This window comes from Mesorhizobium sp. BAC0120, assembly GCF_033542235.1.
GTDB lineage: Bacteria > Pseudomonadota > Alphaproteobacteria > Rhizobiales > Rhizobiaceae > JAWRCU01.
Genome location: NZ_JAWRCU010000009.1, coordinates 218,606 through 243,463 on the forward strand (window position 1 = coordinate 218,606; position 24,858 = coordinate 243,463).

Sequence of the window (24,858 nt, forward strand, 5' to 3'; positions counted from 1 at the left end):
GCGGTGGGCCAAGATGTCCAAGGCTCTCATCGCCCTGCATTTCCAGAACGACATCTGCCATCCCGACGGCAAGATTCCCTTTGCCGTCGACCGGTCGTCAGGCGAGCCGGCGCGCTTCTTCGACGTCTGCCGCGGCGCGATCGCCGGAGCCCGGCAGGCGGGCTGGCTCATCGTCCATGTCCACATCGCCTTCCAGCCGGACTACGCGGACCTGCTGCGCAACTGTCGCCTGTTCGGCGCCGTCGAAGTGCTCGGCGCGCTGAAGCGCGGCTCATGGGGCGCCGATGCGTTGGAAGGCTTCGAGCCTGAGCTTGGCGACCTCAAGCTGGTTCACAACTGCAACAACGCCTTCCACGGCACCGGCCTAGACGCGATCTTGAGGGAGAGAGGCGTGACAGAGCTCGCCGTAATGGGGCTCGCCACCCAATATTCCGTCGAGCACACGGTCCGCCATGCCGCCGACCTCGGCTATCGCGTCACCATGATCCGCGACTGCTGCGGCTCGGCCAATGCAGCGGCAGCGGAGGCTTCTTTCGCCGCAATGGCGATGCTGGCCGAGATCAGGGAGCTCGAGGAGGTTGAGTTCTGAGCGGTAGGAGCGTTGTGCTTTAAGATTGACGCAGCCCCTCACGCTTGCCCAGTCAAACCGGGAGAGTGGCGTCAATAGCTGGTACCGCCGATGATAGAAATTGACCGTTGGCAATCCTCCTCGGTCCAAATGGCGTTGCGACTGCCAACCAAAAAACAGAAAGCTCTATCCGATCACCGGCGTCAGGTTCGCTGCTGGCGTGTCGATGATCAGGTCAGTCATCGCCTCGATTGCAGGCGCCACCTTGTCGCCTCGCACGCCGAGATAGGCGCCGGTGACGAAGCCGTTGAACGACATGAAGAGGATGTGGGCCAGGCTGGCGTAGTGATGGTTGCTGCGCAGCGGCTTCGGCTCCGCCGCCTTGAGCATCCTGGCGACATGCTGCTCGCACCACTCGAGCAGTTCGCCCCTGTAATGGTCGGCCGGGGTCGCCATGGACACCGCCTGCATCAGGTTATTGGCGAAGAAATTCTGCTCGTTCGGGATGTCGCACCAGATCGTCTCGACGATATGGCGGACCTTGGCGCGCTGCCCGTCAAGCGACGTCAGCTCGCCTTCCAGCTGCTCGAGCCGGCTGCGCAGCCAGGGGCTGTACACCTGGTAGAAGAGGTCGAGCTTGGATTCGAAATAGGTGTAGATCGCCGATGCGGCCACGCCCGCTCGCTGGCCGATCTCGTTGGCCGAAGTGCCGGCGTATCCCTTTTCGACGAAAAGCTGCGCCGCAGCGTCGAGGATCGCCTCGCGCACTTCAGCCTTCTTGACCTGCACCATCCCTTGCCTTCGAAAGCAGCCTGACGCTCACGCGTAGCCAACTCGCAGGACAGGTTCAACCCGGAAGTTGGACCCGTGAACTGCATCCGTAGAGCATTGCAGGCAGCGCCATGTTCCTCATAGGCGGACGCTTGCTCTGAAACCGCTGCGAGTATCGCAACACCAGAAGAGCCATGGCGCAATTGGCAGCCGGATCAAAGCGGATCGATGAAACCTTCTGATTTTTAAGCCGTTGTCGGCTGATGCCCGAGGTAGAATCCAAACCGAGATCGATTGATCACCCTGAAGCGGGCGGTGCCGAGAAATTGCGCCAGAAGAAAGAATCGACTGTTGACGCCGTATCCGAGGTCGTCGGGGAGGCCGCCCCACCTCCGGACGAGGTCGAAATTGATCCAGAGCTAAGTCCTGAGCAGGCCGAACAGGCGCGCAAGCGGTACCTGCTGACGCGTTTCTGGATCAGCGCGCGCGGTTACTGGAGCCGGCGCGGCGATCGGCTCGCCTGGCCGTGCACGATCGGGCTATTGATCCTGATCGGCATCAATGTCGGATTCCAGTACGGGATCAACGTCTGGAACCGCGCAATTTTCGACGCCATCGAGCAGCGCAATGCCCAGACCGTATACTTCCTGAGCGCGGTTTTTCTGCCACTCGTGGCCGGAAGCGTCACGCTCGTCGTTGCGCAGGTCTTCCTGCGCATGATGATCCAGCGCCGCTGGCGTTCCTGGCTCACCACTGCAGCTATCGCGCGTTGGCTCGCAAACGGCCGCTATTACCAGCTGAACCTCGTAGCGGGCGACCATCAGAACCCCGAAGCCCGTCTTTCCGAGGATCTGCGGATTGCCACGGAGTCGCCGATCGATTTCGTTGCCGGTGTCATTTCCGCATTTCTGTCGGCCTCGACCTTCATCGTGGTGCTGTGGACGATCGGCGGCGCCCTGAGCTTCACAGTCGCGGGCTCTACGATCACCATTCCCGGCTTTCTAGTCATCACCGCTGTGCTCTATGCTGCGATCACATCCACTTCGATGGCCATCATTGGCCGTCATTTCGTCCAGCTCTCCGAGCAGAAAAATCAGGCGGAAGCCGAATTCCGCTATACGCTGACGCGCGTGCGCGAAAACGGTGAAAGCATCGCCTTGCTGGGCGGCGAGGAGGAGGAGCGTAGCGGCATCGACAAGACCTTCGGCGGCGTGCTCAGGCAGTGGGCCCTCCTTGCGGGCCAGCACATGCGCACGACGCTGGTGTCGCAAGGATCGAGCCTGTTTGCGCCTGTTATCCCCGTTCTGCTTTGCGCTCCAAAGTTTCTCGAAGGCAGCATGACGCTCGGACAGGTCATGCAGGCTGCGTCCGCCTTCGCCATAGTGCAGGGCGCTTTCGGATGGCTGGTCGACAACTACCCGCGTCTCGCCGATTGGAACGCATCCGCACGGCGCGTCGCCTCACTGATGATGTCGCTCGACGGCCTCGAGCGCGCCGAACACAGCGACGCGCTCGGACGCATCAAGCGCGGCGAGACCGAAGGCGATGCGATGCTCAGCCTGGACAATCTCTCGGTGACGCTCGACGACGGCACCGCCGTGGTGAAGGAAACCGAGGTCGTGATCGAACCAGGCGAGCGGGTGCTGGTGGCCGGCGAATCCGGTTCAGGCAAGAGCACGCTGGTGCGGGCCGTGGCGGGTCTATGGCCGTGGGGTCACGGCAGTGTCAATTTCCACCCTGACAGGCGGCTGTTCATGTTGCCGCAACGTCCTTATGTCCCGACTGGGACGCTTCGCCGTGCAGCCGCATATCCCGGCGCTGCCGACAACTGGGCCCTCGATGAGATCAATGCCGCCCTCGACAAGGTAGGCCTCGGCCACCTGAAGGACAGGGTCGAGGAGGAAGCGGCATGGGACCAGACCTTGTCCGGCGGCGAGAAGCAGCGGCTCGCCTTCGCGCGTCTCCTCCTGCACCGCCCCGACATCATCGTCCTGGATGAAGCGACGTCGGCACTCGATGAGAAGAGCCAGGACAAAATAATGGAAACGGTGATCCATGAATTGCCGAAAGTCACGATCGTAAGCGTCGCCCACCGAGCCGAGCTGGAGGGCTTCCATAGCCGCAAGATCACACTGGAGAGGCACGAGGGCGGCGCAAAGCTTGTCAGCGATATTGAACTCATCCCGCGCAAGGGCAAAGGGAACCTGCTTAGCCGCTTTCTGGAGCATCGGCGCTCCCTGCCGCAGGGCAGGAAGACCTTGAATGGAGAGGCGCTGTCCCGGACCAAAAACTGAAGTTCGCCCACGTCAGCCCTTCCTAGGCAAATTTTCGCAAGCATACTCTTCGTGAGGGAAGAGGTCGCGTCGCACAGACTGCCAGATCTGGACAGCTGCCATCTGGGCTGATTGGATCGTGCGCCGTGCACGCCAAGTATGGCGAACAACGAGCACGACTGGCAAAGCAGATATGGCCGGAGGAGCACCCATGCCCCACGGTATCTCGCCGACCGGACGACCGATCGTTGATGCTCATATGCATCTCTACGACAGCCATGCCGTTCGGTACGCCGTCTTCGAGCATCGGGATCCGACCTTTGAGGCGCTGGTCGGGGACTATGGCGCGCTGCCGCGCAGCTACAGTCTCGACGACTATCTGCGGGCCACGCGGTCTCGCAACGTTTCCGGTCTCGTCTGGCACGAATTTATCGCCGAAGACAGCCTGGAAGAGATCGCGTGGGCGCAACTTCTTGCCGCTTCCGCGCCCTTGCCGATCGCGCTTGTGGGACTGGTGGACTTCGCCGATCCAGGCTTGCCGCGCCGGCTCGAGGCCTATCGCGAAATACCAGGCCTCTCCGCGGTGCGCCAGCATCTGGGCTGGGATGAGAATGCTCCACTTCGCAGGATGGCTGCGCGCCCGGACTTCATGAGCGACCCGGCCTGGCTCGAGGGGCTTGGCACGCTCGAGGGGCTCGATTTGCGCTGTGGGCTCGAGGTGTTCGCGCCGCAATTGCCCGACCTGCTTGGCGTGGTCCGCGCTCATCCCGACATCGGCTTCACCATAGCCGTGATGGGCTGGCCCACTGATCGAAGCGCCGATGGGTTCTCCCGCTGGCGCTCGGACATGCTGGCGCTCGGCCGCTGCGATAACACCTGTGGAAGCATCTCCGCTGTCGAGTGTGTCTTCGGTCTTGGCTGGAGCGAGGTGGAGGTCGGGCCCTGGATCATGTCGGTTATAGAAGCCTTCGGTCCGGAGCGCTGCATGTTCGGCAGCCACCTTCCGATCGATGGATTGTCCTATGGATTCGACCGGCTCTACGACGCCTATGAGCGAATTGTCTCTGGCTTCTCGGAGGACGAGAAGGACGCGATGTTCCGAGGAACCGCGGCGGCGTGGTTCAGGATCTCGTAACAAGGCCTGACAGTGAAGTGGATGTAGTTGGACAGGCGCAAACAATCTGGCGCGCGCGTCAAGGACGCAGAGGACATCGCAATGGCCCGAATGACGAACAAGATCGCGTTGGTTGTGGGTGGTGCGAAGGGCATCGGCCTTGCCATCTCGGAGCGGCTGGCAGCCGAGGGTGCGGCGGTGTTTCTCACCGGGCGACACGCCGAAGAAGTCGAGAGGGCAGCCGAGAAGATCGGCCGCGGGGCGCGTGGCATCGTTGCAGATGCCAGCGTGCCGCGGGACGTGTCGGAGGCAATCGCGACGGTCCGGGACGAGCATGGTCGTATCGATGCGCTGGTTGTAAACGCGGGGATTTCAGAGCCGGCGTTCCTGATCGACGAAACACCGGAGCATTTCGAACGTCATTTCCTGGTCAATGTTCGCAGCTCCCTCCTCGCCTTGCAGGCGGCGATTGGCATCATGAGGGACGGCAGCTCCGTTGCGCTCGTCGGCTCGGCCGCGGATACAGCGGGCGTGCCTTCCTACGGCACCTATTCTGCAACCAAGGCGGCCTTGCGCTCCTATGCGCGCACTTGGACCGCGGAACTCGCGCCCCGCGGTATTCGCGTGAACGTCGTGAGCCCGGGGCCGACCGACACTGCGATGTTGGCAACAACGCCAGATGAAGTCCGCGCCGCGCTGGTCGCGCGCATCCCGCTCGGACGGATCGGGCGTCCCGAGGAAGTCGCTGCCGCAGCGCTGTTTCTCCTTAGCGACGAGGCGAGCTTCATCGCCGGTGCCGAGCTGTGCGTCGACGGTGGCATGCGGCAGGTCTGACGCTTCAACTTGCGGACTGGCTATTTGCCAGGTTTCGCCTTGGGGGCGTTTTTGAGTTGCTGCCCGCTGGCGAGGACTGTAAACATCATATCATTTTGCCCCTATAGGATAATTGTTGCGCTCCCCGCGACGGTCGTCGCGGCTCATGCAAAACGATGAAAGGATCAGCCGCATGGAAGCTGCCGACAGGGAAAACGGGGGCGGCAGCGTCCACGACTCCGTAGTCAAGTTGCTGGGGAGCCGCATCCTCGATGGAACATATGCCCCCGGCGACACGCTACCGCGTGAGGATGAGCTGGGCGCGATGCTCGGGGTCAGCCGCACCTCGGTGAGGGAGGCGGTCAAGGTGCTGTCCGCAAAAGGTCTCGTGGAGGCCAAGAGGCGGGTCGGCGTACGCGTCCTTCAGCGCGATGAGTGGCGCATGCTGGACCCGATCGTCCTGAACTGGCACCCCGCGATCCAGAAAGACCGGGAACTGATAGCTGGACTCATCGAAGCCCGCCGGATTTTCGAGCCGGCGGCTGCCGAGCTCGCCGCACGACGGGCCACGGCCGCGGATCTAGCCAGGATCGAAGAAGCCTATATCGCGATGGAAGCAGCTATTCCCGATGATCCGGACGGCGTCTGCCAGGCCGATCTCGCCTTCCACAGCAATGTGATCGCCGCCAGCCATAACGTGGTGCTACGTGGACTGATCGGGATGCTCGAGGCGGCGCTGAAAGCCTCTTTCCTGGTGACGAATCCGCTGATGGAAGCGCAATCGCGAGCGCTTTTTGCGCACAAGGAAGTGGCTGAGGCGATCCGTATGCGCGACACCGCAAGAGCAAGGGAGGCGATGAACCGGCTGCTCGACATCGCGGCGCACGATCTGCGGCTGTCATGACGTCGCTTGCCCTTGGGCCGCGCCAGTCTTGACCGCCTGAATTGTCGTATGATAGCGAGAATTCATACGATCTATCGGAGCGGAGGAGCAAGGACTTGAAGATCGTCGGCATCACGACGCGTGTCGTGAACGCAGACATGCGCAACTGGGTGTTCGTGCGCGTCGAAACTGATCGGCCGGGCCTTTACGGCTGGGGGGAGGCGACGCTCGAATGGAAGACCCAGGCTGTCGTCGGGGCCATCAATGACCTCGCGCCGCTGCTGATCGGCCGCGACCCGCGCGACATCGAGCAGGCCGTGCGCACCCTCAAGAAGCACTCCTTCTGGCGACTTGGCGTCATCGGCATGTCTGCCATTTCCGGCATCGAGCTTGCGCTCTGGGACATCCTTGGAAAGTGGCTGGACCAGCCGGTCTGGCGGCTTCTCGGCGGAAAAGTGCGCGACCGCGTCAAGATCTATACCCATCTGGGCCTCGGTGACATGCGCGCCGTTTACGAGTCGATGGAGACGGAGCCGCTTGTCCAGCGGGCGGCGGAGGTCGTGCAGCAGGGCTATCGCGCCCTCAAAGCCGTGTTCATTCCCTATACGCATTATTCAGCCCCTCTGCCCGAGGTCGACAAGGTAGCGAAGCTGATGGAGGCGCTGCGCGCCACGGTGGGACCGGAGATCGAAATCATGGTCGATTTCCATGGCCGGCCCGCTTCCGCCGCCGCCGCGCTCGCTTACATCGACGCGCTCGCGCCGGGGCGGCCCATGTTCGTGGAAGAGCCCGTGCCACCGGGCGAGACCGGTGCGCTTATGCAGGTGGCCGCCAAATCGCGCGTGCCGCTTGCGACCGGCGAACGCCTGGTGGACCGGCCGGAATTCGATGACCTTTTCCGCGCCCGCGCGATCGATATCGTGCAGCCCGACATCTGCCATGTCGGCGGACTTTCGGAAGCAAAGAAGATCGCCGCCATGGCCGAGGCAGTCTCGGTGGGCGTCGCGCCGCACAATCCGCTTGGGCCGATCGCGGGGGCAGCGGCGCTGCATTTCGCTGTATCCACACCCAACCACGTCATCCAGGAAGAGATGGTGGGCGCGGTGCCCTGGTATTTTGAAGTGGTAAAGGGGCCGATCCGCATGGTGGATGGTTGCTGGCAGGTGCCAGACGCGCCGGGCCTCGGCGTCGAGGTAGACGAGGCGGCCTGCGCGCGTCACCCTTACAAGCCGGAAGTCCTGCATACCGTCAACGCCGTGCTTTCAGACGGCACGATCGTGGATTGGTGAAGCGATGGGCGGAGGTCGCCAGTCCAAGGTTGCCCTCCCTGCTGGAGCCGTCAAGGAACGACAGCGGGCGAGGGCCGCTCAATGAGGGTGAGTGCCGTGACATTCGCTGCGTTGCGCAGCTTCGGTTCCGTCTGGATCGCCGTCCTCGGGCTCTATCTGATCGCCGGCCTCATCTCGCCGGCCATGTTCAGCCTGGCGCAGGTCGTCAACATCCTTCAGGTTGCATCATTCCTCGGCGTCATCGCGGCGGGCCAGACGATCGTGATCCTGACCGGCGGCATCGACCTCTCGCAGGCTGGGCTTGTGACGCTCACCAACATCCTGGCCACAGGCTTGATCGCGAGCCTGCCGGATAACGTCCCTTTCGCTCTTGCCGTTACGATCCTGGTGTCGCTTGCGATCGGCTTTCTGAATGGGCTTCTCGTTGCGTGGGTGGGCATCACGCCGCTGATTGCCACGCTCGGCAGCAATGCGATCCTGTTCGGCGCTGCCCTGGTCTACACGGGCGGCGCGCCGTCGGGCGGAACGCCGCCATCCTTTCAGTATTGGGGGAACGGCATGCTGCTGGGCCTGCCCATCCCCGTACTTTTCTGGGCACTCGTCACCATTCTTCTCCTGGTTCTCACGCGCCGGACCGTTTGGGGGCGCCAGCTCTATGCAACCGGGGCCAATCCCCGCGCGGCGGCCATGATGGGCGTGCCCGTCAGCCCCGTGGTGATCTCGGCCTATATGCTTTCGGCGCTGATGGCGGCGCTCGGCGGCCTGATGCTTACCGCTTATATCGGCTCACCCTCCCTCGGGATCGGCAACCAGTTCATGCTGACCTCGGTCGCGGCCGTGGTGGTGGGAGGGGCGGCGCTCTCGGGCGGCGCCGGCAGCGTGCTCGCCACGGTGGGCGGGGCGATCTTCATCACGGAACTTTCGAGCCTGACCAACATCATGCGCGTGTCTACTGGCACGCAGTTTGTCGTCCAGGGAGTGTTGATCCTGGTCAGCGTTGTTGCCTATCGCGCCCTTTCGGGCGTGCGGAGCGGCTCCCCGACGTGAGCCGGCAGTAGATCGGGAGGAAACAATGAAAACCGGGAACAGTTATTTCAGCCGCCGCGCCATACTCAGCGCCGGCGCCGGACTTGTAGCTTTTGCCACCCTCGGCGGTCAGGTTCTGGCGCAAGAGGGCGTGCAGATCACGCCCGTAGGCGAGAAGGTCAAGGGAACCGCCAAGCCGGGTCCCTATCGTATCGGGTTCTCCAACGGCTTCTCGGGAAATTCCTGGCGCGCCATGGCCATCGCCGCGCTGCAGGCGGAAGCGAAGAAGACGCCTGATATCGCCGACTTCATCATCGTCGATGGCCAGGGCGACATTAACAAGCAGGTCAACGATATCGAGACGCTGGCGAACCAGCAGGTGGACGCCATCCTCTGCATCGCAAATTCCGGCTCCGCCGTGGCGCCCGCGCTCAAGAATGCCACGGACGAGGGGATCGTCACCGTTCCTTTCAACCTGCCGGTCGACGGCGAAGGCTGGAGCACTTACGTGGGCACTGATCCGGTCAAGAAGGGTGGCGCGCTAGGCAAGTGGCTCAACGACGCGCTCGGAGGGAAGGGAAAGATCGTGGCGCTCGGCGGTCTGCCTGGCAACTCCTATACGGCGGCCGGTTGGGACGGCGCGCAGAAGGCGTTCGGACCCGGTATCGAGGTGCTGGCGTTCAAGGACGCCTTCTGGGAAGAAGACAAGGCCAAAGTCGTGATGGCCGACCTGATTGCAGCCTATCCAGAGATCGATGGCGTCTGGTGCGACGGCGGGCAGAACGCCACCGGCGCGATGAAGGCTTTGCTCGCTGCAGGGCGCCCGCTGGTGCCGGTAACCGGCGACGATTACAACGGCCTTCTCAAGCTCTACAAAGCCCAGAAGCCCAGCCAGCCGAAGTTCGACATCGGCCTGATGTCCGAGCCGACATGGCAGGGCATCTTCGCGCTTCGGGCGGCCGTCAGCCTGCTCAAGGGCGAAGAGGTCGCGAAACAGCAGATCCTGTCGCCTGCGCTCATCACCTCTGCGAACTACGAAAAATACATTCGGCCGGACCTGCCGGACGGCGTGTTTGTCGATACGTCGCTGACGGATGACGAACTGCGAGCCATCTTCAAGTAATAAGATGGCTGAAGGATCGGGCAAGGTGCTGCTGTCCGTCAGCGGCATCGAGAAGAGCTTCCCGGGGGTGCGAGCGCTGAAAGGCGTCTCGTTCGACGTGCGCGCCGGAGAAATCCACGCGCTCGTCGGCGAGAACGGCGCCGGAAAATCAACGCTCATGCGCGTGCTTGTCGGCGTTCACCAGCCGGATGCCGGCTCGATCCTGGTCGAGGGGCGAAAGGTCGCGATCGCATCGCCCGCCGAAAGCTTCCGCCTGGGCATCGCTATGGTTTACCAGGACACGCGCCTGGTGCCCACGCTCGACGCCGCCGCCAACATCGCGCTCGGCCGGGAGCCTGGCGGGCCGCTGCTCGTCGATCGCGCCCGCATGATCTCGGATGCTGAGGCCGCCCTTTTGAAAGTGGGCTCCGAGGTAGGTGTCGGCATGCCCGCGGGAGAGCTGTCCCGCGCCGAACGCCAGCAGGTCGAGATTGCGCGCGCCTTGTCGCGCGATGCCCGGCTGCTCATTCTCGACGAACCGACGTCGGCGCTCACCTCCTCCGAGACGGAGCGCCTGTTCGCGCTGCTTCGCGGGCTGCGCGAGGAAGGCCGGGGCATCGTCTTCATCTCGCACCGTATTCCGGAAGTGCTGGCGCTTGCCGACCGGGTCACCGTGATGAAGGACGGCGACGTGGTCGGCACGCTGCCGGTTGCCGCGGCCGAGCCACAGCAGCTGGTAAGCATGATGGTCGGCCGACCCGTGGAACTTGCCTATCCGGCGCGCGGTAAGGGGCAGGGCGATGTGGTGCTGTCCGTTCGGGGATTGCACGCCGCGTCAGGGTCTCCCCCCGTCGATTTCGAGTTGCGCCGCAGTGAAATCCTGGGGTTGGCAGGCGTGCAGGGTGCGGGGCAACAGGACGTCGCGCGCGCCCTGTTTGGGCTCGGCGCGACGGCCGGCTCCATGGAACTCGCCGGCAAGACCTATTCGCCTTCCGGTCCCGCCGAAGCAATCCGGGAGGGCCTTGTCTATGTTCCTGCCGACAGAGCGGCCGAAAGCCTGTTCCTCGCCCATGGTATCCGGCCCAATATTTCGCTCCCGGAGATCGCACGCTTCATGCGTGCGGGCCTGATCGATGGCGATGCGGAAAGGAAGGTGGTGGGAGAGCAGGTAGCGCGGCTTGCCGTCAAGACGCCATCCATGGAGCAGCCCGTTGGCCTGCTCTCCGGCGGAAACCAGCAGAAGGTCGTGTTCGGGCGCTGGTTTCTTTCTTCGCCCACGGTCTTCGTCTTCGACGAGCCGACGCAAGGCGTCGATGTCGCGACGAAGCTGGAGCTCTACCGGCTCATGCGCGAGATCGCAGAACGCGGTGCCGGCGTCATCGTCGTGTCGGCGGACCTCGTCGAGCTCATCAATCTTTCCGATCGCATCCTGGTTTTCTCTGACGGCCGGATCGTCGACGAAATGCCGAGCGAAGAAGCCACCGAAGCGCGCCTCGTGACGGGTTTCACGAAGGGCGAATCCTCGCGCCTGGCGGACGATTCATCTCATATGAAGGTCGCGCGCCAAGCGAATGGAAGGCCCTTGCTGCGGCGCTACACGCCGCCGCTGCTGATCGGGCTTCTGATTGTGGCTGTCATCCTGGCGACGGCGCTCGCGACACCCTACTTCCTGACCCCGCGCAATTTTTCTTCGATCGCCATCCAGGCCACGCCGCTGGTGATTGCCGCCCTTGGGCAGCTTTCGGTCATGCTGTTCGGCGGCATCGATCTGTCGATCGGGCCAGTGATCAGCCTCGTCACAGCCATAGCATCGCACCTCCTCGCCCGCGATTCCGGATTTCCCGTTCCGGTCGGCATCGGGCTATGCCTGTGCGCAGGCCTGGCGATCGGGTTCTGCAACGGCCTGATCGTCGAAAAGCTGCGCATCCCCGACCTGGTCGCCACCCTCGCTACCTTCTCGATCGTCCAAGGCCTGGCTCTGATCGTGCGGCCGGCTCCGGGTGGCAGCGTCGATCCGGCCGTGGGATCGGCCATCCTGGCGCGGATCGGCTATGTGCCGGTTGCCTTCGTTGTCGCGGTGGCCGCGGTCGTCTGCTACGAGTTGCTGCTCGTCCGCGGTCGCATCGGTGCTCGCCTTTATGCCACGGGGGCGAGCCCGGAAGCGGCACGCGTGATGGGCATCGACACCGGCCGCGTGAAGATCGCGGCCTACACGTTCAGTGGCTTTGCCGCGGCGGTGGCGGGTCTCGTCATTGCCGCCCGCATCGGCTCCGGCGACCCGCAGGCGGGTTCGGCCTTCACGCTTGCTTCCGTGACCGCGGTGGTGGTCGGCGGAACGCCTGTTTTCGGCGGGTCGGGCACCGCCGCCGGCAGCTTCGCCGGCGCCTTTCTGGTCATGCTCTTGCAGAACGTGCTCAACCAGCTCCACGTCTCCGCTTATTGGCAATATGTCTGGACCGGGTTCTTGACACTGCTTGCGGTGGCGATCTTCGCGCTTCGCGGTCCGCAGGCGCGCCAGCGGGCATCGCAATGGCTGACGCGGATGACGGGAGGGACGAAATGACAATAAGCAATGTGGTCGAAGTCGTCGCCTCGCGCGACAAGCTCGGCGAGGTCCCCGTCTGGGATGTCAAAGAGCAGGCGCTTTACTGGGTCGATATCGAAGGCAAGCGCATGAAACGCTTCGACTATGCCAGCGGCCGGGTGGATCAATGGACGTTCCCGGAGCGGATTGGCTCCTTCGCGCTGCGCGAGCGCGGCGGCCTTGTCTGTGCCTTCGAGAGCGGGTTCGCCTTCTTCGATCCGACAACGGGCGCAATCGACTGGATCGCCCGGCCGGAAGCGCACATTCCACGCAATCGCTTCAATGACGGCAAGTGCGATCGTCAGGGGCGGTTCTGGGCGGGGACCATGGACGATCGGCTGACCGACCACACGGGCGGCCTCTATCGGCTCGATCCGGACCTGAGGGTTTCGCAAGTGGAAACCGGCATCGGCATCTCGAACTCGCTCGCCTGGAGTCCCGACGACAGCATCTTCTATTTCGCCGATACGCTGGACCGCGCCATCTACCGATACGACTTTTCGCCAGTTGACGGCACTGTCTCCAACAAGCGTCTTTTCGCCTCCACGAAGAACGATCCGGGAGACCCGGACGGTTCCACGATCGATGCCGAGGGCTATCTCTGGAACGCCCAGTGGGACGGCTGGCGCCTGACGCGCTACGCACCGGATGGCAGCGTCGATCGGATTGTCGAATTGCCGGTGCTGAAGCCCACCAGCTGCATTTTCGGCGGCCCCGACCTGTCGATCCTCTATGTCACCTCCGCGATCTGGGACCTCGAAGGGGAGGCACTCGCCAAACAGCCGCTCGCAGGCTCTCTCCTGGCCGTCGATGTTGGCGTGAGAGGGTTGCCGGAGCCCAGGTTCAGGGGATAGAATTCATCCTGGATGCGGCTCATTGGGCAGGCCAATCAGGCAGGCCAAGGGTTCGAAAGTGTCGGCCGCCCGCATGCGCGCAAAATTGGCTCATTTCTGGGTGGGGCTGACTGCGGCTATCGCGCTCGCAGGATGCGCTACGAGCGGTGAAGAACGCTCTGCGCAATACGCCGCCCTTGTCGATGCCGGCAATCGGATCCCAGCGGTCCCGATCGACAGGGTGCCTGCTCAATACCATCGCCAGATCGTGCCTTATCAGACCAGCGAAAAGCCCGGCACGATCATCGTCGAGACCGGTCCGAAGTTTCTTTACTACACACTGGGAGGCGGCAAGGCGATCCGGTATGGCGTCGGTGTCGGCGCGGCCGGCTATGCATGGCACGGCGTTGCCTATGTCGGACACAAGCGCGAATGGCCGGACTGGTATCCAACGCCGACATTGACGGCCCTCGAGAAGGAGAAATACGGCCTCGACGTGCCTCCTCGCTGGCCGGGCGGCCTCTCCAACCCGCTCGGTGCCCGCGCGCTCTATCTCTATGACGAGCACGGAGACACCTTGTATCGCCTGCACGGTACCCCCCAATGGTCGTCGATCGGCAAGTCTGTCTCAGGGGGGTGCATTCGCCTTTTCAATCAGGACATCATCGATCTCTACAACCGCGCAGGAATGGGCGCCAAGGTGATCGTAAGCTAGAGCAAGGCCGCCACTTCACCGAAGCCGGATGCACGAGGGAGGAAGAGAGTGAGGAGGAACTACTTTCGAGAAGCGATTCCGTGTAGCTTCGGTTCACCATGAGAAACGGCACTGTCACCAAACGGGATATATTCGCCGGTCAGAATCCCGGCTAAGAACAGCGAGGGCGACGGCGAACCGATCCGCGGGTAGTGTCCGGATTCTGAAATCCAGATGAGTGCGATATCAAGGGCAGTGCGAATTCTGATTCAAAAGGCTCCGGTAACCTGTTGATTTCGAGTTCCGCTTTGATTTCGAGGCTCGCTCCTCGCAAGGTATCGAAATCATCTGAATTTCGAAATCTCGACACAAGACGAGACAAAGAACCGTGAGATTCCTCACGCTCCTTTTCCAAAGGTTTCTCGTACTCTGCCTGGGAGTAATCAGTGTTTGGCTGATTGTCTTCGTCGTTTTCGACACTGCGGACCACAGACTTCCATGGGTTCTGGCGGTGAGCCTCACCTACGGTTTGGCTGCCTATGTCATTTTGCCAAACGTCGTTAGAATGGGCCTGAAGGTTCTTCACCGCGGACTGATCCCCAGATACACGATCACCGGAGATGGTCTGCCCGGCGATCCTGTAAATCTCGTCCTGATCGGCACTCTTCAGCAGCTCTGCGACGCGTTCGCGACAGCGGGCTGGTCGACGGCTGATGGTTTGGGGATAGCAAGCTCGTGGCGAATGATACGAGCGTTTGTACTCAACTCTTCGTATCCCACCGCTCCGTTCAGCAGCCTCTATCTCTTTGGACGAAAGCAGGACATCGGGTTCCAACAACCGATCAACAACAGCCCGCGCAAACGCCACCACATCCGTTTCTGGGCGCTGAGCCTTGCCCATTCCCAGGACGACATGACAGCAGCGAGCTTCTGGTTGAATACGGATAAACCGTCGACCGATCAGCGCGTATTATGGGTTGGGGCGGGCACCAAAGATACCGGATTGTCGCTAGCGCGACTGACCTTCCAGGTTACGCATGCTACCGATTCAGACACAAATGCAGAGCGCAACTACATCGTCACCCAGCTGAGCGCAAAGCGGGTGATTGGAGATGTTGCATTCCACCAATCCGGTTCACCTTTGAAGACCGGCAAAGTCAACCATTACGTCACCGACGGTGAGATCGCCTTCGCCAGCTTGATAGAAGATTGAGCAGTGATCGGAAGTCACCGGGGCTAACCCATCTTATGTTTCAGGGCGCTGGGCGAGGGGACAAAGCGCGCAATTGAGCGAGAAACCGAATGTGCGGAGAAAGTCGATGAGAATCGCGCGACCAGCCGCGTTCTGGATTGCGGTCTCTTCGATCGCTTTGGTGACGCTGGTGCTGGTGCACCAGATCCTGATGCCGTTTGTCGCTGGTGCGTTGCTCGCCTATCTCTTCGTTCCGGCTGTCGACAGCTTGGAGCGGTTCGGGATTAGTCGTTCCTTTGCGGCTCTTGCCGTCTTCTTGCCGCTGGTTGGGGGCTTTGTCGCCTTCCTATTGGTGATGCTCCCAGCCCTCATTGGTGAGCTCAGATTTTTTCTCGAGGAATTTCCCAGTTACGTCACACGGCTCCAGTCACTCGTTACCGAAGCAAGCCGCCCCTGGCTGCACAGTGTGATCGGCGACGAGTTTCATATCGAGCAATCCTCCGCCGATCTCGCGAGGACGATGAGCAGCACCTGGCTTGATGGCTTCCTTCGGTCGCTATGGTCGAGCGGACTGGCCTTGATTTCCCTCCTTTCGCTGCTCGTCGTCACGCCGATCATCGCCATCTATCTCGCAATTGACTGGCAACGGATGATTGCGACGGTCGACGACTGGTTTCCCGCGGCGTACCGCAACGATATCCGGGCGCTTGGGCGCGAAATCCACGAAACGGTCGCCGGCTTTGTCCGCGGGCAGATCGTTATTTGTCTCGTTCTGGCCGTGCTATATGTGACAGCCCTGAAGGTGATTGGGCTCAACCATGCGGTTTTGATCGGCATCACCGCAGGCCTCATCAGTTTTATTCCCTACCTCGGCGCCGCCACCGGCTTTTTCGTGTCGGTGTGCGTTGCGATTGTCCAGTTCTGGCCGAATTGGATGCCTGTCGCTGTTGTGGGGGGCACCTTCATCGTCGGAGAAATGCTTGCCGACTATGTGCTGTCGCCGCGCGTCATCGGTCGTCGCGTCAAACTCCACCCGGTCTGGATGATGTTTGCGCTGTTCGCCTTTGGATGGCTGTTCGGCTTAACCGGCGTGTTGCTGGCGATACCTGTCGCGGCATCGTTGGGCGTGATCCTGCGATTCGCGAGGCGGCAGTCTCTGGCAAGCTCGGGTCGCCAGGTTTCAGACGCGCCTGGCCCGGAATGATGAAAAGGCCGGCAATCGACCCGATATGCTCCAAGGCGTACCGCCCAAGCTGGTCGAAGTTCTCAGGCCTTCCCACCAACCCAAAAGCTCCCTGGCACACGGAACGTGGCGTATCTCTCGGACCATGGCAAGAGTGACCGCGCTTGGCTGTCCATATTCGTCGCATGCGATCGAATCTGGAAGAACCTGTTAACCATCGCTTCCTATTTGCCTGGGGGAGCAGTGAATCAAGTGAGCCTTGAGTATGTCATCCAAGCGTCTTCCACGGGCCAATTTTTCGGGGATTGTTTCGGAGGATGAGAGCCCGCAGGCGCACCGTATGGGCAACGTGCAACGTGCCGGTGCATCTCACGTCCAGCCGAAAAATCATGCCGACGTTTCCGCCAATTCCGGCGATTCGGAAGGCGACCGCCCGACCTTTCAGAACTACTTCTTTCTCGCCCCCAATGTGCGCTTTACCCGCACGCCGGACCGGGAGATCGGTAAGCCGCGCGACGATGACGCGGATCTCGACACGCCTGCTAGCCAAGCTGTCGATATTGCAGCTGCCGCCGCGGCTCCTGTGGTGACCGTTGCCAGATCCGCACCTGCCACTGTCGTTGACAAACCCGCATTTGCCGAAACGCCACGCTCTGCGGCGCGGCAGGCGGCTGCGGCCGAACGCTGCGTCGAACCCATCAAGACCGTCCAGAGGCAGTCGGCGCCCGCGTCGGCGCGCGAGGCAGCGCCCGCCGAAACTCATGTCGTGGCGGATCGGCGCTGGGCAAATATTTCAGATCACGCCTTCTTCGAATTCGCGGCCGAAAACCTTGTCGATGTGCCGGCGGCGTCCGCTCCGGCAACAGCCTTGACGCCGCTCGTCCGTGCCGAGCCCGTGGCCAAGGCGCGTATCGCCGCTTCAGCGCTTCAGAACGCCGACATCACTACGCTCTATCGCGTTGTCGAATGTGCGGTGACCGACAAGGCTTTCTACGCGCAGCCGCAGGAGGCCGAGCCGGTGGTGGTCGCTGCGGTTGACCCTCTCGTCGTTGAAGACGAGGTCAAGGTCGAGGAAAGCCGCCAGGAGGCCGTTGCCAACCAGCCCACGCGTTCGGTCGAGATCACCATGCCGGCCCCGCGGGCGCCGTCACTGCCGATGGCCGGTCGCGTGACGCAGGTTTCATCCGGCGAGGCTTACGAGTTCCCGTCCGAGGAGCTACTCCAGGAAGCACCCGAGGGGCAGGGCTACTACATGTCGCAGGAGCGGCTGGAGCAGAATGCCGATCTTCTCGAAAGCGTTCTGGAGGACTTCGGCGTCAAGGGCGAGATCATCCATGTACGCCCCGGCCCCGTCGTCACCCTCTACGAGTTCGAGCCGGCCCCGGGCGTGAAGTCCTCGCGGGTCATCAACCTCGCCGAGGACATCGCCCGCTCCATGTCGGCCATCTCGGCACGCGTTGCCGTTGTGCCGGGCCGCAACGTCATCGGCATCGAACTGCCCAATGAGACACGTGAGACCGTCTATTTCCGCGAGCTGATCGAATCGCAGGACTTCCGCAAGAGCAGCGCCAGGCTGGCCCTTTGCCTCGGCAAGACCATCGGCGGCGAGCCGGTCATCGCCGAACTTGCCAAGATGCCGCATCTGCTGGTCGCAGGCACCACCGGTTCAGGCAAGTCGGTCGCCATCAATACCATGATCCTGTCGCTGCTCTATCGGCTGAAGCCGGAGGAATGCCGCCTCATCATGGTCGACCCCAAGATGTTGGAACTGTCAGTCTATGACGGCATCCCTCACTTGCTCACCCCGGTCGTCACCGACCCGAAGAAGGCGGTGACGGCGCTGAAATGGGCGGTGCGCGAGATGGAGGACCGCTATCGCAAGATGGCGAAGCTCGGCGTGCGCAACATCGACGGCTACAACCAGCGCGCGACCGCCGCCCGCGACAAGGGCGAGATCGTGGTCATGCAGGTGCAGACCGGCTTCGAGAAGGGCACCGGCGAGCCGACCTTCGAGGACAGGGAAATCGACCTCGCGCCGATGCCTTACATCGTCGTGATCGTCGACGAGATGGCCGATCTGATGATGGTCGCCGGCAAGGAGATCGAAGGCGCCATCCAGCGCCTCGCCCAGATGGCGCGCGCTGCAGGCATCCACCTCATCATGGCGACGCAGCGCCCGTCCGTCGACGTCATCACCGGCACCATCAAGGCCAATTTTCCGACTCGCATCTCCTTCCAGGTGACGTCGAAGATCGACAGCCGCACCATTCTCGGCGAGCAGGGCGCGGAGCAGCTTCTGGGCCAGGGCGACATGCTGCACATGGCCGGCGGCGGCCGCGTCGCTCGGGTGCATGGCCCCTTCGTTTCCGACGACGAGGTCGAGCAGGTCGTGGCGCACCTCAAGACGCAGGGTCGTCCCGAATATCTGGAGACGGTCACCGCCGACGAGGACGACGAGGAGGAGGAAGTCGATGAGGGCGCGGTCTTCGACAAGGGCGCCATCGCCTCCGAGGATGACGACGGGCTATTCGAGGAAGCCGTGAAGGTGGTGATGCGCGACAAGAAGTGCTCGACCTCCTATATCCAGCGCCGCCTGGGCGTCGGTTACAACCGTGCCGCCTCATTGGTCGAGCGCATGGAAAAGGAAGGCTTCGTCGGTGCGGCGAACCATGTCGGCAAGCGCGAGATCCTCATGGGGAAGGCAGACCGCGGGGCCGATTGATGACGGTTTATCGCCGCTGCCGCCGACGCTTGCCTTGTTGGCTCACGAAGGTGATTGCATGTTGCCCGCGACGTTGCGACGAGCTCGACTTTGCAGGATTTCCAATCGGCGGCTGCTGCCCTTAGTCAGAGCAGACACTACTCCCAGATGAGCCGTGCGCCATAGAGAGCTCCGCCGCTTGCAATACTATCAGGCCCGTGGCGGCCATAGCGCACCGCCAAGCGCTCCGAAAGCGCGCCCGCGAGGTTGCGGCGAATCTCGGCTAAGAGCTGACGTCGAACAGTTTCGCCAGAGTCGATCCATTCGCCGCCCAGCACCAGGGTTTCGGATCCCAGCAAGCTCACTGTCGCGGCGAGCGCTGGCGCAAGCCGTGCGGCATGCTCGCAAAGGAGTGCCGTCGCGTGCGAGTTACCACCCCTTGCCGCGTTGCAGATATCTGCCAGCGTTAGCTGCGCACGTTTGGACTGGGCCAAGGCCTTTCCCCAATCCGAGCCCATGGCCTCATTGACGATCAGATTGCCGTTTGTGCGATCGGCGATCGTCTGTCGCCGACCATCGTCGGTCCAGGTCGCTATATGTCCGATTTCGCCACAGATCCCGTTAAACGATCTAAGGATCTCGCCGGAGACGATGATCCCCATCCCATGACCTCGCTGGCCATAGAGAACATAAGCCGAATCCGGTCGATCGATCGCTTCGTCGCGCTCGACGACCACATACATCCGAGCGGGGTCGTTACTTGCGCAGCGCTTGCCACTCGCTTCGGACGCAACGCTGTCGACATTGAACGCACATCTGTCGTCTTCGTATCCGAGAAAGATATCGCCGTTGGTCGCGACGATCGCATGAACTGCGAAGACGATGGTGGAAATATTCCTCCACTGCAGTCCAATATTTATAACATCATCCATGAGACTTGCGATGATTGATCGCACCGATTCAGCCGATACAGCATTTCGGCACTCGATCGAGTTTGAGCGGTGAACCAACTGCAACTTGGCGTTGCTCAAGGCCCAGCTCCATGAGTGTTTTCGCAGATCGACACCAATTGCGTATCCGACGTCAGGATTCACCTGAACAATGCTATTCGGTCGCCCCGGCTCGGGCCTCGATTCGCTTTCATCTTCGAGGAGATACCGTTCATCCCGAAGGTCAGACACGATACGCGTCACCGTCGGCAGCGGTAGATCAAGGGCGCGCGCGATTTCCTTGCGTGTGATCCGGCGGTTAGCTTGGACGATCGATAGAATGGTGGATTGACGACTAGTCAGCGGCCTGGAGCTTGTCATAGCGGCCATGAATGACTGCGAAGCTGCGCGCCATCAAGATCGAAGGAGCAAAATGCGGTCTGCGAGTTCTTGCACAAGATCATTGTCAGTGTGTATCCGCCAAAGACTTTTGTGCTGCTGTCTCGATTCGCTCGACCATGTCCTGGATCACCTCTTTAGTATGTAGCGGGTGCATGGGGATCATGATAGTGCGTCCTAGAATTTCCAACGAGCGAGCACACATTTCTTTCGAGTAGGTCTTCCGGCAGGGAGCGTTAGCATCCATAAGATAGGGATTCATCGCAGGATGGGCGGCTCCCTGGCCCTGCAGGATTTGGTCCCACTCGGTATAAGTGTGACGTCCCGTCTTTGCAGCAATAACGGCGGGGTAATGCTCGACGAACTTCTCGGCGGCTGTGGCGCTTGGCAAGGTGAACATGACCTGAGTAGCGCAGTCATGATCGAAGCTGTTGGCCCGGGTAGGGCGCAGACCGAGGTTATGCAGGGAATTCAGCGCTTCCAATATGATCCGCCGCTCTGTCCGCATCGCCTCGATCATACCTTCAAGGCGGTCCAGCTGGACGTTGAGCATGGCTCCCATAAGCTCCGACGCCCGCGCACCATTTGAAGAAAACGGCAGCACGTCACTGTGTCCCCGCCAATAGTAGTTGCAGGGATCGATGGCGCAGCGGACGCGTTCGGCCACACGCTCGTCGCTCGTGGCAACGCCACCGCCTTCACCGCTCGTCATGTTTTTGTAGTAGTTGAAACTGAAAACTCCGGCCTGCCCGATGCTGCCGAACTTGCGGCCATCATAACTCCCGCCGACGCCTTGGCAGGCATCTTCGATGACGAGCAAACCATGACGTTCGGCGACAGCCATGATCGAACCCATGTCGCAAGCTGCGCCCCACATGTGCACCGGGATCACCGCCTTTGTGCACGGGCCGACGGCTGCGTCGACCGCGGCCGGATCGATCGTCAGACTCTCGTCGATATCGACGATTACAGGGATTGCACCGACAGAGAGAACCGATGTCGCCGTCGCCATATATGTGTGGGCCGGAATGAGGACTTCGTCGCCGGGACCCAGCCCCAAAGCGGTGAGGGCGGCTGCCAGGGCATTGCTGCCGCTCGCCGCCAGGGCGAAATGGCTCACCCCCAGGTGACGAGCATAGCGCTGCTCGAAACGCTCACACTCCTTTCCAATTCCATAGCGGAATAGGGATTTGCTATGAATAACCCGCGCAAGAGCGTCGATTTCTTCCTGATCTGCGATGAACACCCCGCAACTCCTTTCTTGAATACTAATATCATTCGGCTTTTCGTCTATGCCCTGCTTGCGTGATCGCCAAAGCTGCTGGGCAAACCCCTTTGAATTCCAAGCGGCTCCTATCCCACACTTCGGTCACGTCTCACGGATCGCCATGAGGCTGCGAAAATGATTTGCGCCTGGCACGGACGAACCCTTTCTATCGGTGACATCCGCAAGGACGGCCATGGGCGCGGTTCCCCAATCACAACCTCTCTCCCGAAGTCGCATCGAAGAGCGAGACGCGGCGAACGTCCGGAGCGAACTCGATTTGATCCCCCACGCGCAAAGTGGCGTCTGCGGACGCTCTGATCGCCAAGGGCTGTCCGCCAAGCTCGGTCCAGATGATCGTTTCCGCACCCATCGGCTCGACCAAGGTCACCTCGCCCCTTAACGGGGCCATGCCGGCATCGCGACAGACCGCGGGCATGAACTCGCCCAGCCGGACATGCTCCGGCCTTATGCCGACCGTGACCTCGATATCACCACGTGCGTCGGAGCGACCGAAGCTGTAGCCGTCGAGTGGAAGCAAGCAATTCCCGAGACGGGCGGCGAGCCGACCCTCCCACGAGGTCAGCCGGCCGGCGAGGAAGGACATTGATGGAGATCCCAGAAAGCTCGCGACGAAGCGGTTGACCGGCCGGTTATAGACCTCTGTTGGCGAGCCCGTCTGTTGAATGACGCCATCCTTCATGATGGCTATCTTGTCGGCGAGCGTCATCGCCTCAACCTGGTCGTGGGTCACGTAGATCATGGTATTTCCGAGCGCCAGATGCAGCCGCTTGATCTCTAGCCGGAGGTCGGCCCGCAACTGCGCATCCAGGTTGGACAGCGGTTCGTCGAAGAGAAAGACATCGACATGGCGGACAAGCGCTCGTCCTATGGCCACACGCTGTCGCTGGCCCCCCGAGAGTTCCGCTGGCAGTCGAGACAGAAGCTTCTCCAGGCGGAGCAACTCAGCCGCCTGCCGCACGCGTCGAGCCACTTCAGGTTTGGGCATGCCAGATATCTTGAGGCCGAACCCCATGTTCTGAGCAACGGTCATCCGCGGGTACAAGGCATAGGACTGAAACACCATGCCAATGCCGCGGTCTTTGGGCTCGGCGTAGGTGACATCGCGGCCGGATATCCAGATCTCGCCGGCGTGCGCATCTATCAATCCGGCAATTGCGTTGAGGAGGGTCGACTTGCCGCATCCCGAAGGGCCTAAAAGGACCAGAAACAGCCCGCGAGCGACATCAATCGACAGGCGGTCCAGTGCGACGTGGCTTCCATAGGAGACGGTGAGATTGCGGACCGAGACGCTTGTCTCGCCAGGCCACTGTGCGAGTTTGTGCTGGATGACATTCATTGCCCGATCACCCCTTCACAGCGCCGGCGGAAATACCGCGGATAAACCATCGCCCCGAAAAGAAGTATATCGCCAACGGCACGGCAGCTGTAAGTATAGTTGCGGCCATGTTGACGTTGTACGCTTTTTCGCCGAGCTGGCTGTTTACAATGTTATTGAGCTGGACCGTCATCGGGAACCATTCCCTGCCGCCGAACACAAGCCCGACCAAAAAGTTGTTCCAGATCAGCGTGACGTTCAGGATGGCGGCGACTGCGGCAATCGGGCCGGACATGGGCAGTAGCACATACCAGAGCAGTTGCAGAAAGCCGGCCCCATCCACGCGCGCGGCCTTGATAATCTCAGCCGGCAACGACTCAAAGTAATTCTTAAATAATAGCGCAGTGATCGGCATACAGAAAAAGATGTGAGTGATCCAGATTGCCCATAATGATCCGTAAATCCCGACCGCCGAGTAGATACGACCAAGGGGAAAGACGAAGAATTGCCACGGAAGGAAGGTGCCGAACATGAGGGCGATGAAGACAACCTTCCTCAGCGCGAGCCGCGATAGAGCAAAGCCGTAGCCAGAAACGAGGCCGAGCGCGAGGGTGCCGGCAACCGCTGGCACGACAGTGACCACCGAATTCCAGAAGCCGACGCGAACGCCCCCGCACTCGATTCCGGTGCACGCGCTCGACCACGCGATCACCCAAGGGGACGGATCGAAGACTTGAGGCAGAGCGAGCATCGAGCCGCCGCGGATCTCATCCATGCTCTTGAATGACGTTACGAGCATTACGTAGAGCGGCAGCAGGAAGGCCGCAGCCCAGAGTGTCAGGAAGGCGTATGTGATGGCTTTCGCGACCGCGCGACGGCGGAGGCGAGTGCTCTTCGTGTGGGCTGCGATGCTCGCACCTGCAAGCTCGGCGGTGTCGTCAGTGGTCACGATGCAGAGCGGTCCAGACCGCGGTTGAGAGCGACGCGATTGCGCAACATCAGGAACACCAGCCCGCAAACAGCAATAATGGCCAGCAGCGTCACGCAGGCCGCGGCCGCGAGGCCGATGTTCCCCCGCTGGAAGAGATAATCCATGATGAACTTGGTGGGGACCTCGGTGGAGATGCCGGGTCCGCCGCCGGTCAGCGCCAGCACCAGCTCGTAAAGGGACACGACGCCAAGCAGCATGAGGAACGAGGCTGTATAAAATGCCGGTCGCAACATCGGCAGCACGACTGAGACGTACATCCGCCAGGCGGGAATTCCTTCGACTTTCGCGATACGCCAGAGGTCGTTGTCTACCGACCGGAGGGCAGACAGAATAATGACGACTGTGAGCCCGGCACCTTGCCAGACGCAGGCGATGACGATGGCCCAGAGGGCAAGATCCGGCCTGTTGAGAATGTTGCTGTCGAAAAAGTCGAGACCGATCCCTTCCAATATCGCGGCCAATCCGTGTTGCGGATTGAGGAGCCATTGCCACGCGATGCCCGTTACAACCAGCGACATGGCATAGGGATAGAGAAAGATCGTCCTGAAGACACTTTCGCCTGAGACGTGCTGGTCAAGGGCGATGGCGAGCAGCGTGCCGAGCGCCAGGGTCAGTGCGATGACGCCGACGGCGATCAGAAACATGTTTTCGAGAGAAATCAGCCAGCGGGTTGTCTGGAACAGGCGCTCATATTGATAGGTCCCGACGAGCTCGTATTTCGGCAGCGACTTCGACGCTGTGAAGGAGATATAGATCATCCAGCCTATCGACCCGAGATAGCCAACAAACGCGGCCGCATATGCAGGCAGCATCGCAATGTATGGCGTCGTTCGGGTTATTGCCCGGTCAAGCATATTGGCCATCCTCGTCGCCGCACCGCGCGCAGGCCTCGTTGGCCGAGGCTCCGCGC

At 61.6% G+C, this 24,858-nt stretch carries 20 protein-coding genes; 14 read left to right on the top strand and 6 right to left on the bottom strand.

Annotated features, from left to right (window positions below; all coding sequences use genetic code 11):
- Positions 1-13 precede the first annotated feature (13 nt).
- Positions 14-589, top strand: a complete 576-nt coding sequence (locus tag SAZ10_RS20815) for an isochorismatase family cysteine hydrolase (RefSeq protein ID WP_318611276.1) — start codon at positions 14-16, stop codon at positions 587-589.
- 165 nt (positions 590-754) lie between these two features.
- On the opposite strand, the gene SAZ10_RS20820 is transcribed toward SAZ10_RS20815, so the two are convergent.
- Positions 755-1,360, bottom strand: coding sequence for a TetR/AcrR family transcriptional regulator (locus SAZ10_RS20820; RefSeq protein ID WP_318611277.1), 606 nt, complete (start codon positions 1,358-1,360; stop codon positions 755-757).
- 242 nt (positions 1,361-1,602) lie between these two features.
- Here SAZ10_RS20820 and SAZ10_RS20825 point away from each other — a divergent pair, with 242 nt between their 5' ends.
- From SAZ10_RS20825 to SAZ10_RS20885, 13 genes are all read left to right on the top strand, one after another.
- On the top strand, positions 1,603-3,633 hold the full coding sequence (locus tag SAZ10_RS20825) for an ABC transporter ATP-binding protein/permease (protein WP_318611278.1): 2,031 nt from the start codon (positions 1,603-1,605) through the stop codon (positions 3,631-3,633).
- A gap of 190 nt (positions 3,634-3,823) precedes the next feature.
- Complete coding sequence (locus tag SAZ10_RS20830) at positions 3,824-4,747, top strand: amidohydrolase family protein (protein WP_318611279.1); 924 nt, start codon at positions 3,824-3,826, stop codon at positions 4,745-4,747.
- A gap of 81 nt (positions 4,748-4,828) precedes the next feature.
- Positions 4,829-5,560, top strand: a complete 732-nt coding sequence (locus tag SAZ10_RS20835) for an SDR family NAD(P)-dependent oxidoreductase (RefSeq protein WP_318611280.1) — start codon at positions 4,829-4,831, stop codon at positions 5,558-5,560.
- A gap of 172 nt (positions 5,561-5,732) precedes the next feature.
- A complete protein-coding gene (locus tag SAZ10_RS20840; RefSeq protein ID WP_318611281.1) occupies positions 5,733-6,443 on the top strand; it encodes a FadR/GntR family transcriptional regulator in 711 nt (236 codons plus the stop codon).
- A gap of 95 nt (positions 6,444-6,538) precedes the next feature.
- The gene (dgoD, locus tag SAZ10_RS20845) at positions 6,539-7,711 is read left to right on the top strand and encodes a galactonate dehydratase (protein ID WP_318611282.1); all 1,173 of its coding nucleotides are present in this window, start codon (positions 6,539-6,541) and stop codon (positions 7,709-7,711) included.
- Positions 7,712-7,792: 81 nt separating this feature from the next.
- On the top strand, positions 7,793-8,758 hold the full coding sequence (locus SAZ10_RS20850; RefSeq protein ID WP_318611283.1) for an ABC transporter permease: 966 nt from the start codon (positions 7,793-7,795) through the stop codon (positions 8,756-8,758).
- Between the two features lie 25 nt (positions 8,759-8,783).
- A complete protein-coding gene (locus SAZ10_RS20855) occupies positions 8,784-9,860 on the top strand; it encodes an ABC transporter substrate-binding protein (RefSeq protein ID WP_318611284.1) in 1,077 nt (358 codons plus the stop codon).
- Between the two features lie 4 nt (positions 9,861-9,864).
- Positions 9,865-12,402: an ATP-binding cassette domain-containing protein gene (locus SAZ10_RS20860; protein WP_318611285.1), complete on the top strand. Its 2,538-nt coding sequence runs from the start codon at positions 9,865-9,867 to the stop codon at positions 12,400-12,402.
- Positions 12,399-13,277: an SMP-30/gluconolactonase/LRE family protein gene (locus tag SAZ10_RS20865; RefSeq protein ID WP_318611286.1), complete on the top strand. Its 879-nt coding sequence runs from the start codon at positions 12,399-12,401 to the stop codon at positions 13,275-13,277. Before SAZ10_RS20860 ends, SAZ10_RS20865 begins: the two co-directional genes overlap by 4 nt.
- Before the next feature lie 73 nt (positions 13,278-13,350).
- Complete coding sequence (locus tag SAZ10_RS20870) at positions 13,351-13,971, top strand: L,D-transpeptidase (RefSeq protein WP_318611287.1); 621 nt, start codon at positions 13,351-13,353, stop codon at positions 13,969-13,971.
- Positions 13,972-14,338: 367 nt separating this feature from the next.
- On the top strand, positions 14,339-15,163 hold the full coding sequence (locus SAZ10_RS20875; RefSeq protein ID WP_318611288.1) for an LssY C-terminal domain-containing protein: 825 nt from the start codon (positions 14,339-14,341) through the stop codon (positions 15,161-15,163).
- A gap of 73 nt (positions 15,164-15,236) precedes the next feature.
- A complete protein-coding gene (locus tag SAZ10_RS20880) occupies positions 15,237-16,346 on the top strand; it encodes an AI-2E family transporter (RefSeq protein WP_318611289.1) in 1,110 nt (369 codons plus the stop codon).
- 319 nt (positions 16,347-16,665) lie between these two features.
- Complete coding sequence (locus SAZ10_RS20885) at positions 16,666-19,047, top strand: DNA translocase FtsK (protein ID WP_318611290.1); 2,382 nt, start codon at positions 16,666-16,668, stop codon at positions 19,045-19,047.
- Between the two features lie 137 nt (positions 19,048-19,184).
- On the opposite strand, the gene SAZ10_RS20890 is transcribed toward SAZ10_RS20885, so the two are convergent.
- The 5 genes from SAZ10_RS20890 to SAZ10_RS20910 form a co-directional block, all read right to left on the bottom strand.
- Positions 19,185-20,345 carry an ROK family transcriptional regulator gene (locus SAZ10_RS20890; RefSeq protein WP_318611291.1) on the bottom strand — a complete coding sequence of 387 codons (1,161 nt, stop codon included), beginning with the start codon at positions 20,343-20,345 and terminating at the stop codon, positions 19,185-19,187.
- 76 nt (positions 20,346-20,421) lie between these two features.
- Complete coding sequence (locus SAZ10_RS20895; RefSeq protein WP_318611292.1) at positions 20,422-21,600, bottom strand: DegT/DnrJ/EryC1/StrS family aminotransferase; 1,179 nt, start codon at positions 21,598-21,600, stop codon at positions 20,422-20,424.
- Positions 21,601-21,832: 232 nt separating this feature from the next.
- Positions 21,833-22,978: an ABC transporter ATP-binding protein gene (locus tag SAZ10_RS20900; protein ID WP_318611293.1), complete on the bottom strand. Its 1,146-nt coding sequence runs from the start codon at positions 22,976-22,978 to the stop codon at positions 21,833-21,835.
- 7 nt (positions 22,979-22,985) lie between these two features.
- Positions 22,986-23,906, bottom strand: a complete 921-nt coding sequence (locus SAZ10_RS20905; RefSeq protein WP_318611294.1) for a carbohydrate ABC transporter permease — start codon at positions 23,904-23,906, stop codon at positions 22,986-22,988.
- The gene (locus SAZ10_RS20910) at positions 23,903-24,802 is read right to left on the bottom strand and encodes a sugar ABC transporter permease (RefSeq protein WP_318611295.1); all 900 of its coding nucleotides are present in this window, start codon (positions 24,800-24,802) and stop codon (positions 23,903-23,905) included. The genes SAZ10_RS20905 and SAZ10_RS20910 overlap by 4 nt, the downstream gene beginning before the upstream one ends.
- Between the last annotated feature and the right edge of the window lie 56 nt (positions 24,803-24,858).

Bases quoted from the DNA above. Each gene is read 5' to 3' on its own strand.
- SAZ10_RS20840 (WP_318611281.1), top strand. From the start codon at position 5,733: ATGGAAGCTGCCGACAGGGAAAACGGGGGCGGCAGCGTCCACGACTCC.
- SAZ10_RS20830 (WP_318611279.1), top strand. From the start codon at position 3,824: ATGCCCCACGGTATCTCGCCGACCGGACGACCGATCGTTGATGCTCAT.
- SAZ10_RS20850 (WP_318611283.1), top strand. From the start codon at position 7,793: ATGAGGGTGAGTGCCGTGACATTCGCTGCGTTGCGCAGCTTCGGTTCC.
- SAZ10_RS20900 (WP_318611293.1), bottom strand. From the start codon at position 22,978: ATGAATGTCATCCAGCACAAACTCGCACAGTGGCCTGGCGAGACAAGC.
- SAZ10_RS20835 (WP_318611280.1), top strand. From the start codon at position 4,829: ATGGCCCGAATGACGAACAAGATCGCGTTGGTTGTGGGTGGTGCGAAG.
- SAZ10_RS20860 (WP_318611285.1), top strand. From the start codon at position 9,865: ATGGCTGAAGGATCGGGCAAGGTGCTGCTGTCCGTCAGCGGCATCGAG.
- SAZ10_RS20865 (WP_318611286.1), top strand. From the start codon at position 12,399: ATGACAATAAGCAATGTGGTCGAAGTCGTCGCCTCGCGCGACAAGCTC.
- SAZ10_RS20820 (WP_318611277.1), bottom strand. From the start codon at position 1,360: ATGGTGCAGGTCAAGAAGGCTGAAGTGCGCGAGGCGATCCTCGACGCT.
- SAZ10_RS20855 (WP_318611284.1), top strand. From the start codon at position 8,784: ATGAAAACCGGGAACAGTTATTTCAGCCGCCGCGCCATACTCAGCGCC.
- SAZ10_RS20825 (WP_318611278.1), top strand. From the start codon at position 1,603: ATGCCCGAGGTAGAATCCAAACCGAGATCGATTGATCACCCTGAAGCG.
- SAZ10_RS20815 (WP_318611276.1), top strand. From the start codon at position 14: ATGTCCAAGGCTCTCATCGCCCTGCATTTCCAGAACGACATCTGCCAT.
- SAZ10_RS20910 (WP_318611295.1), bottom strand. From the start codon at position 24,802: ATGCTTGACCGGGCAATAACCCGAACGACGCCATACATTGCGATGCTG.
- SAZ10_RS20890 (WP_318611291.1), bottom strand. From the start codon at position 20,345: ATGGCCGCTATGACAAGCTCCAGGCCGCTGACTAGTCGTCAATCCACC.
- SAZ10_RS20885 (WP_318611290.1), top strand. From the start codon at position 16,666: ATGGGCAACGTGCAACGTGCCGGTGCATCTCACGTCCAGCCGAAAAAT.
- SAZ10_RS20870 (WP_318611287.1), top strand. From the start codon at position 13,351: ATGCGCGCAAAATTGGCTCATTTCTGGGTGGGGCTGACTGCGGCTATC.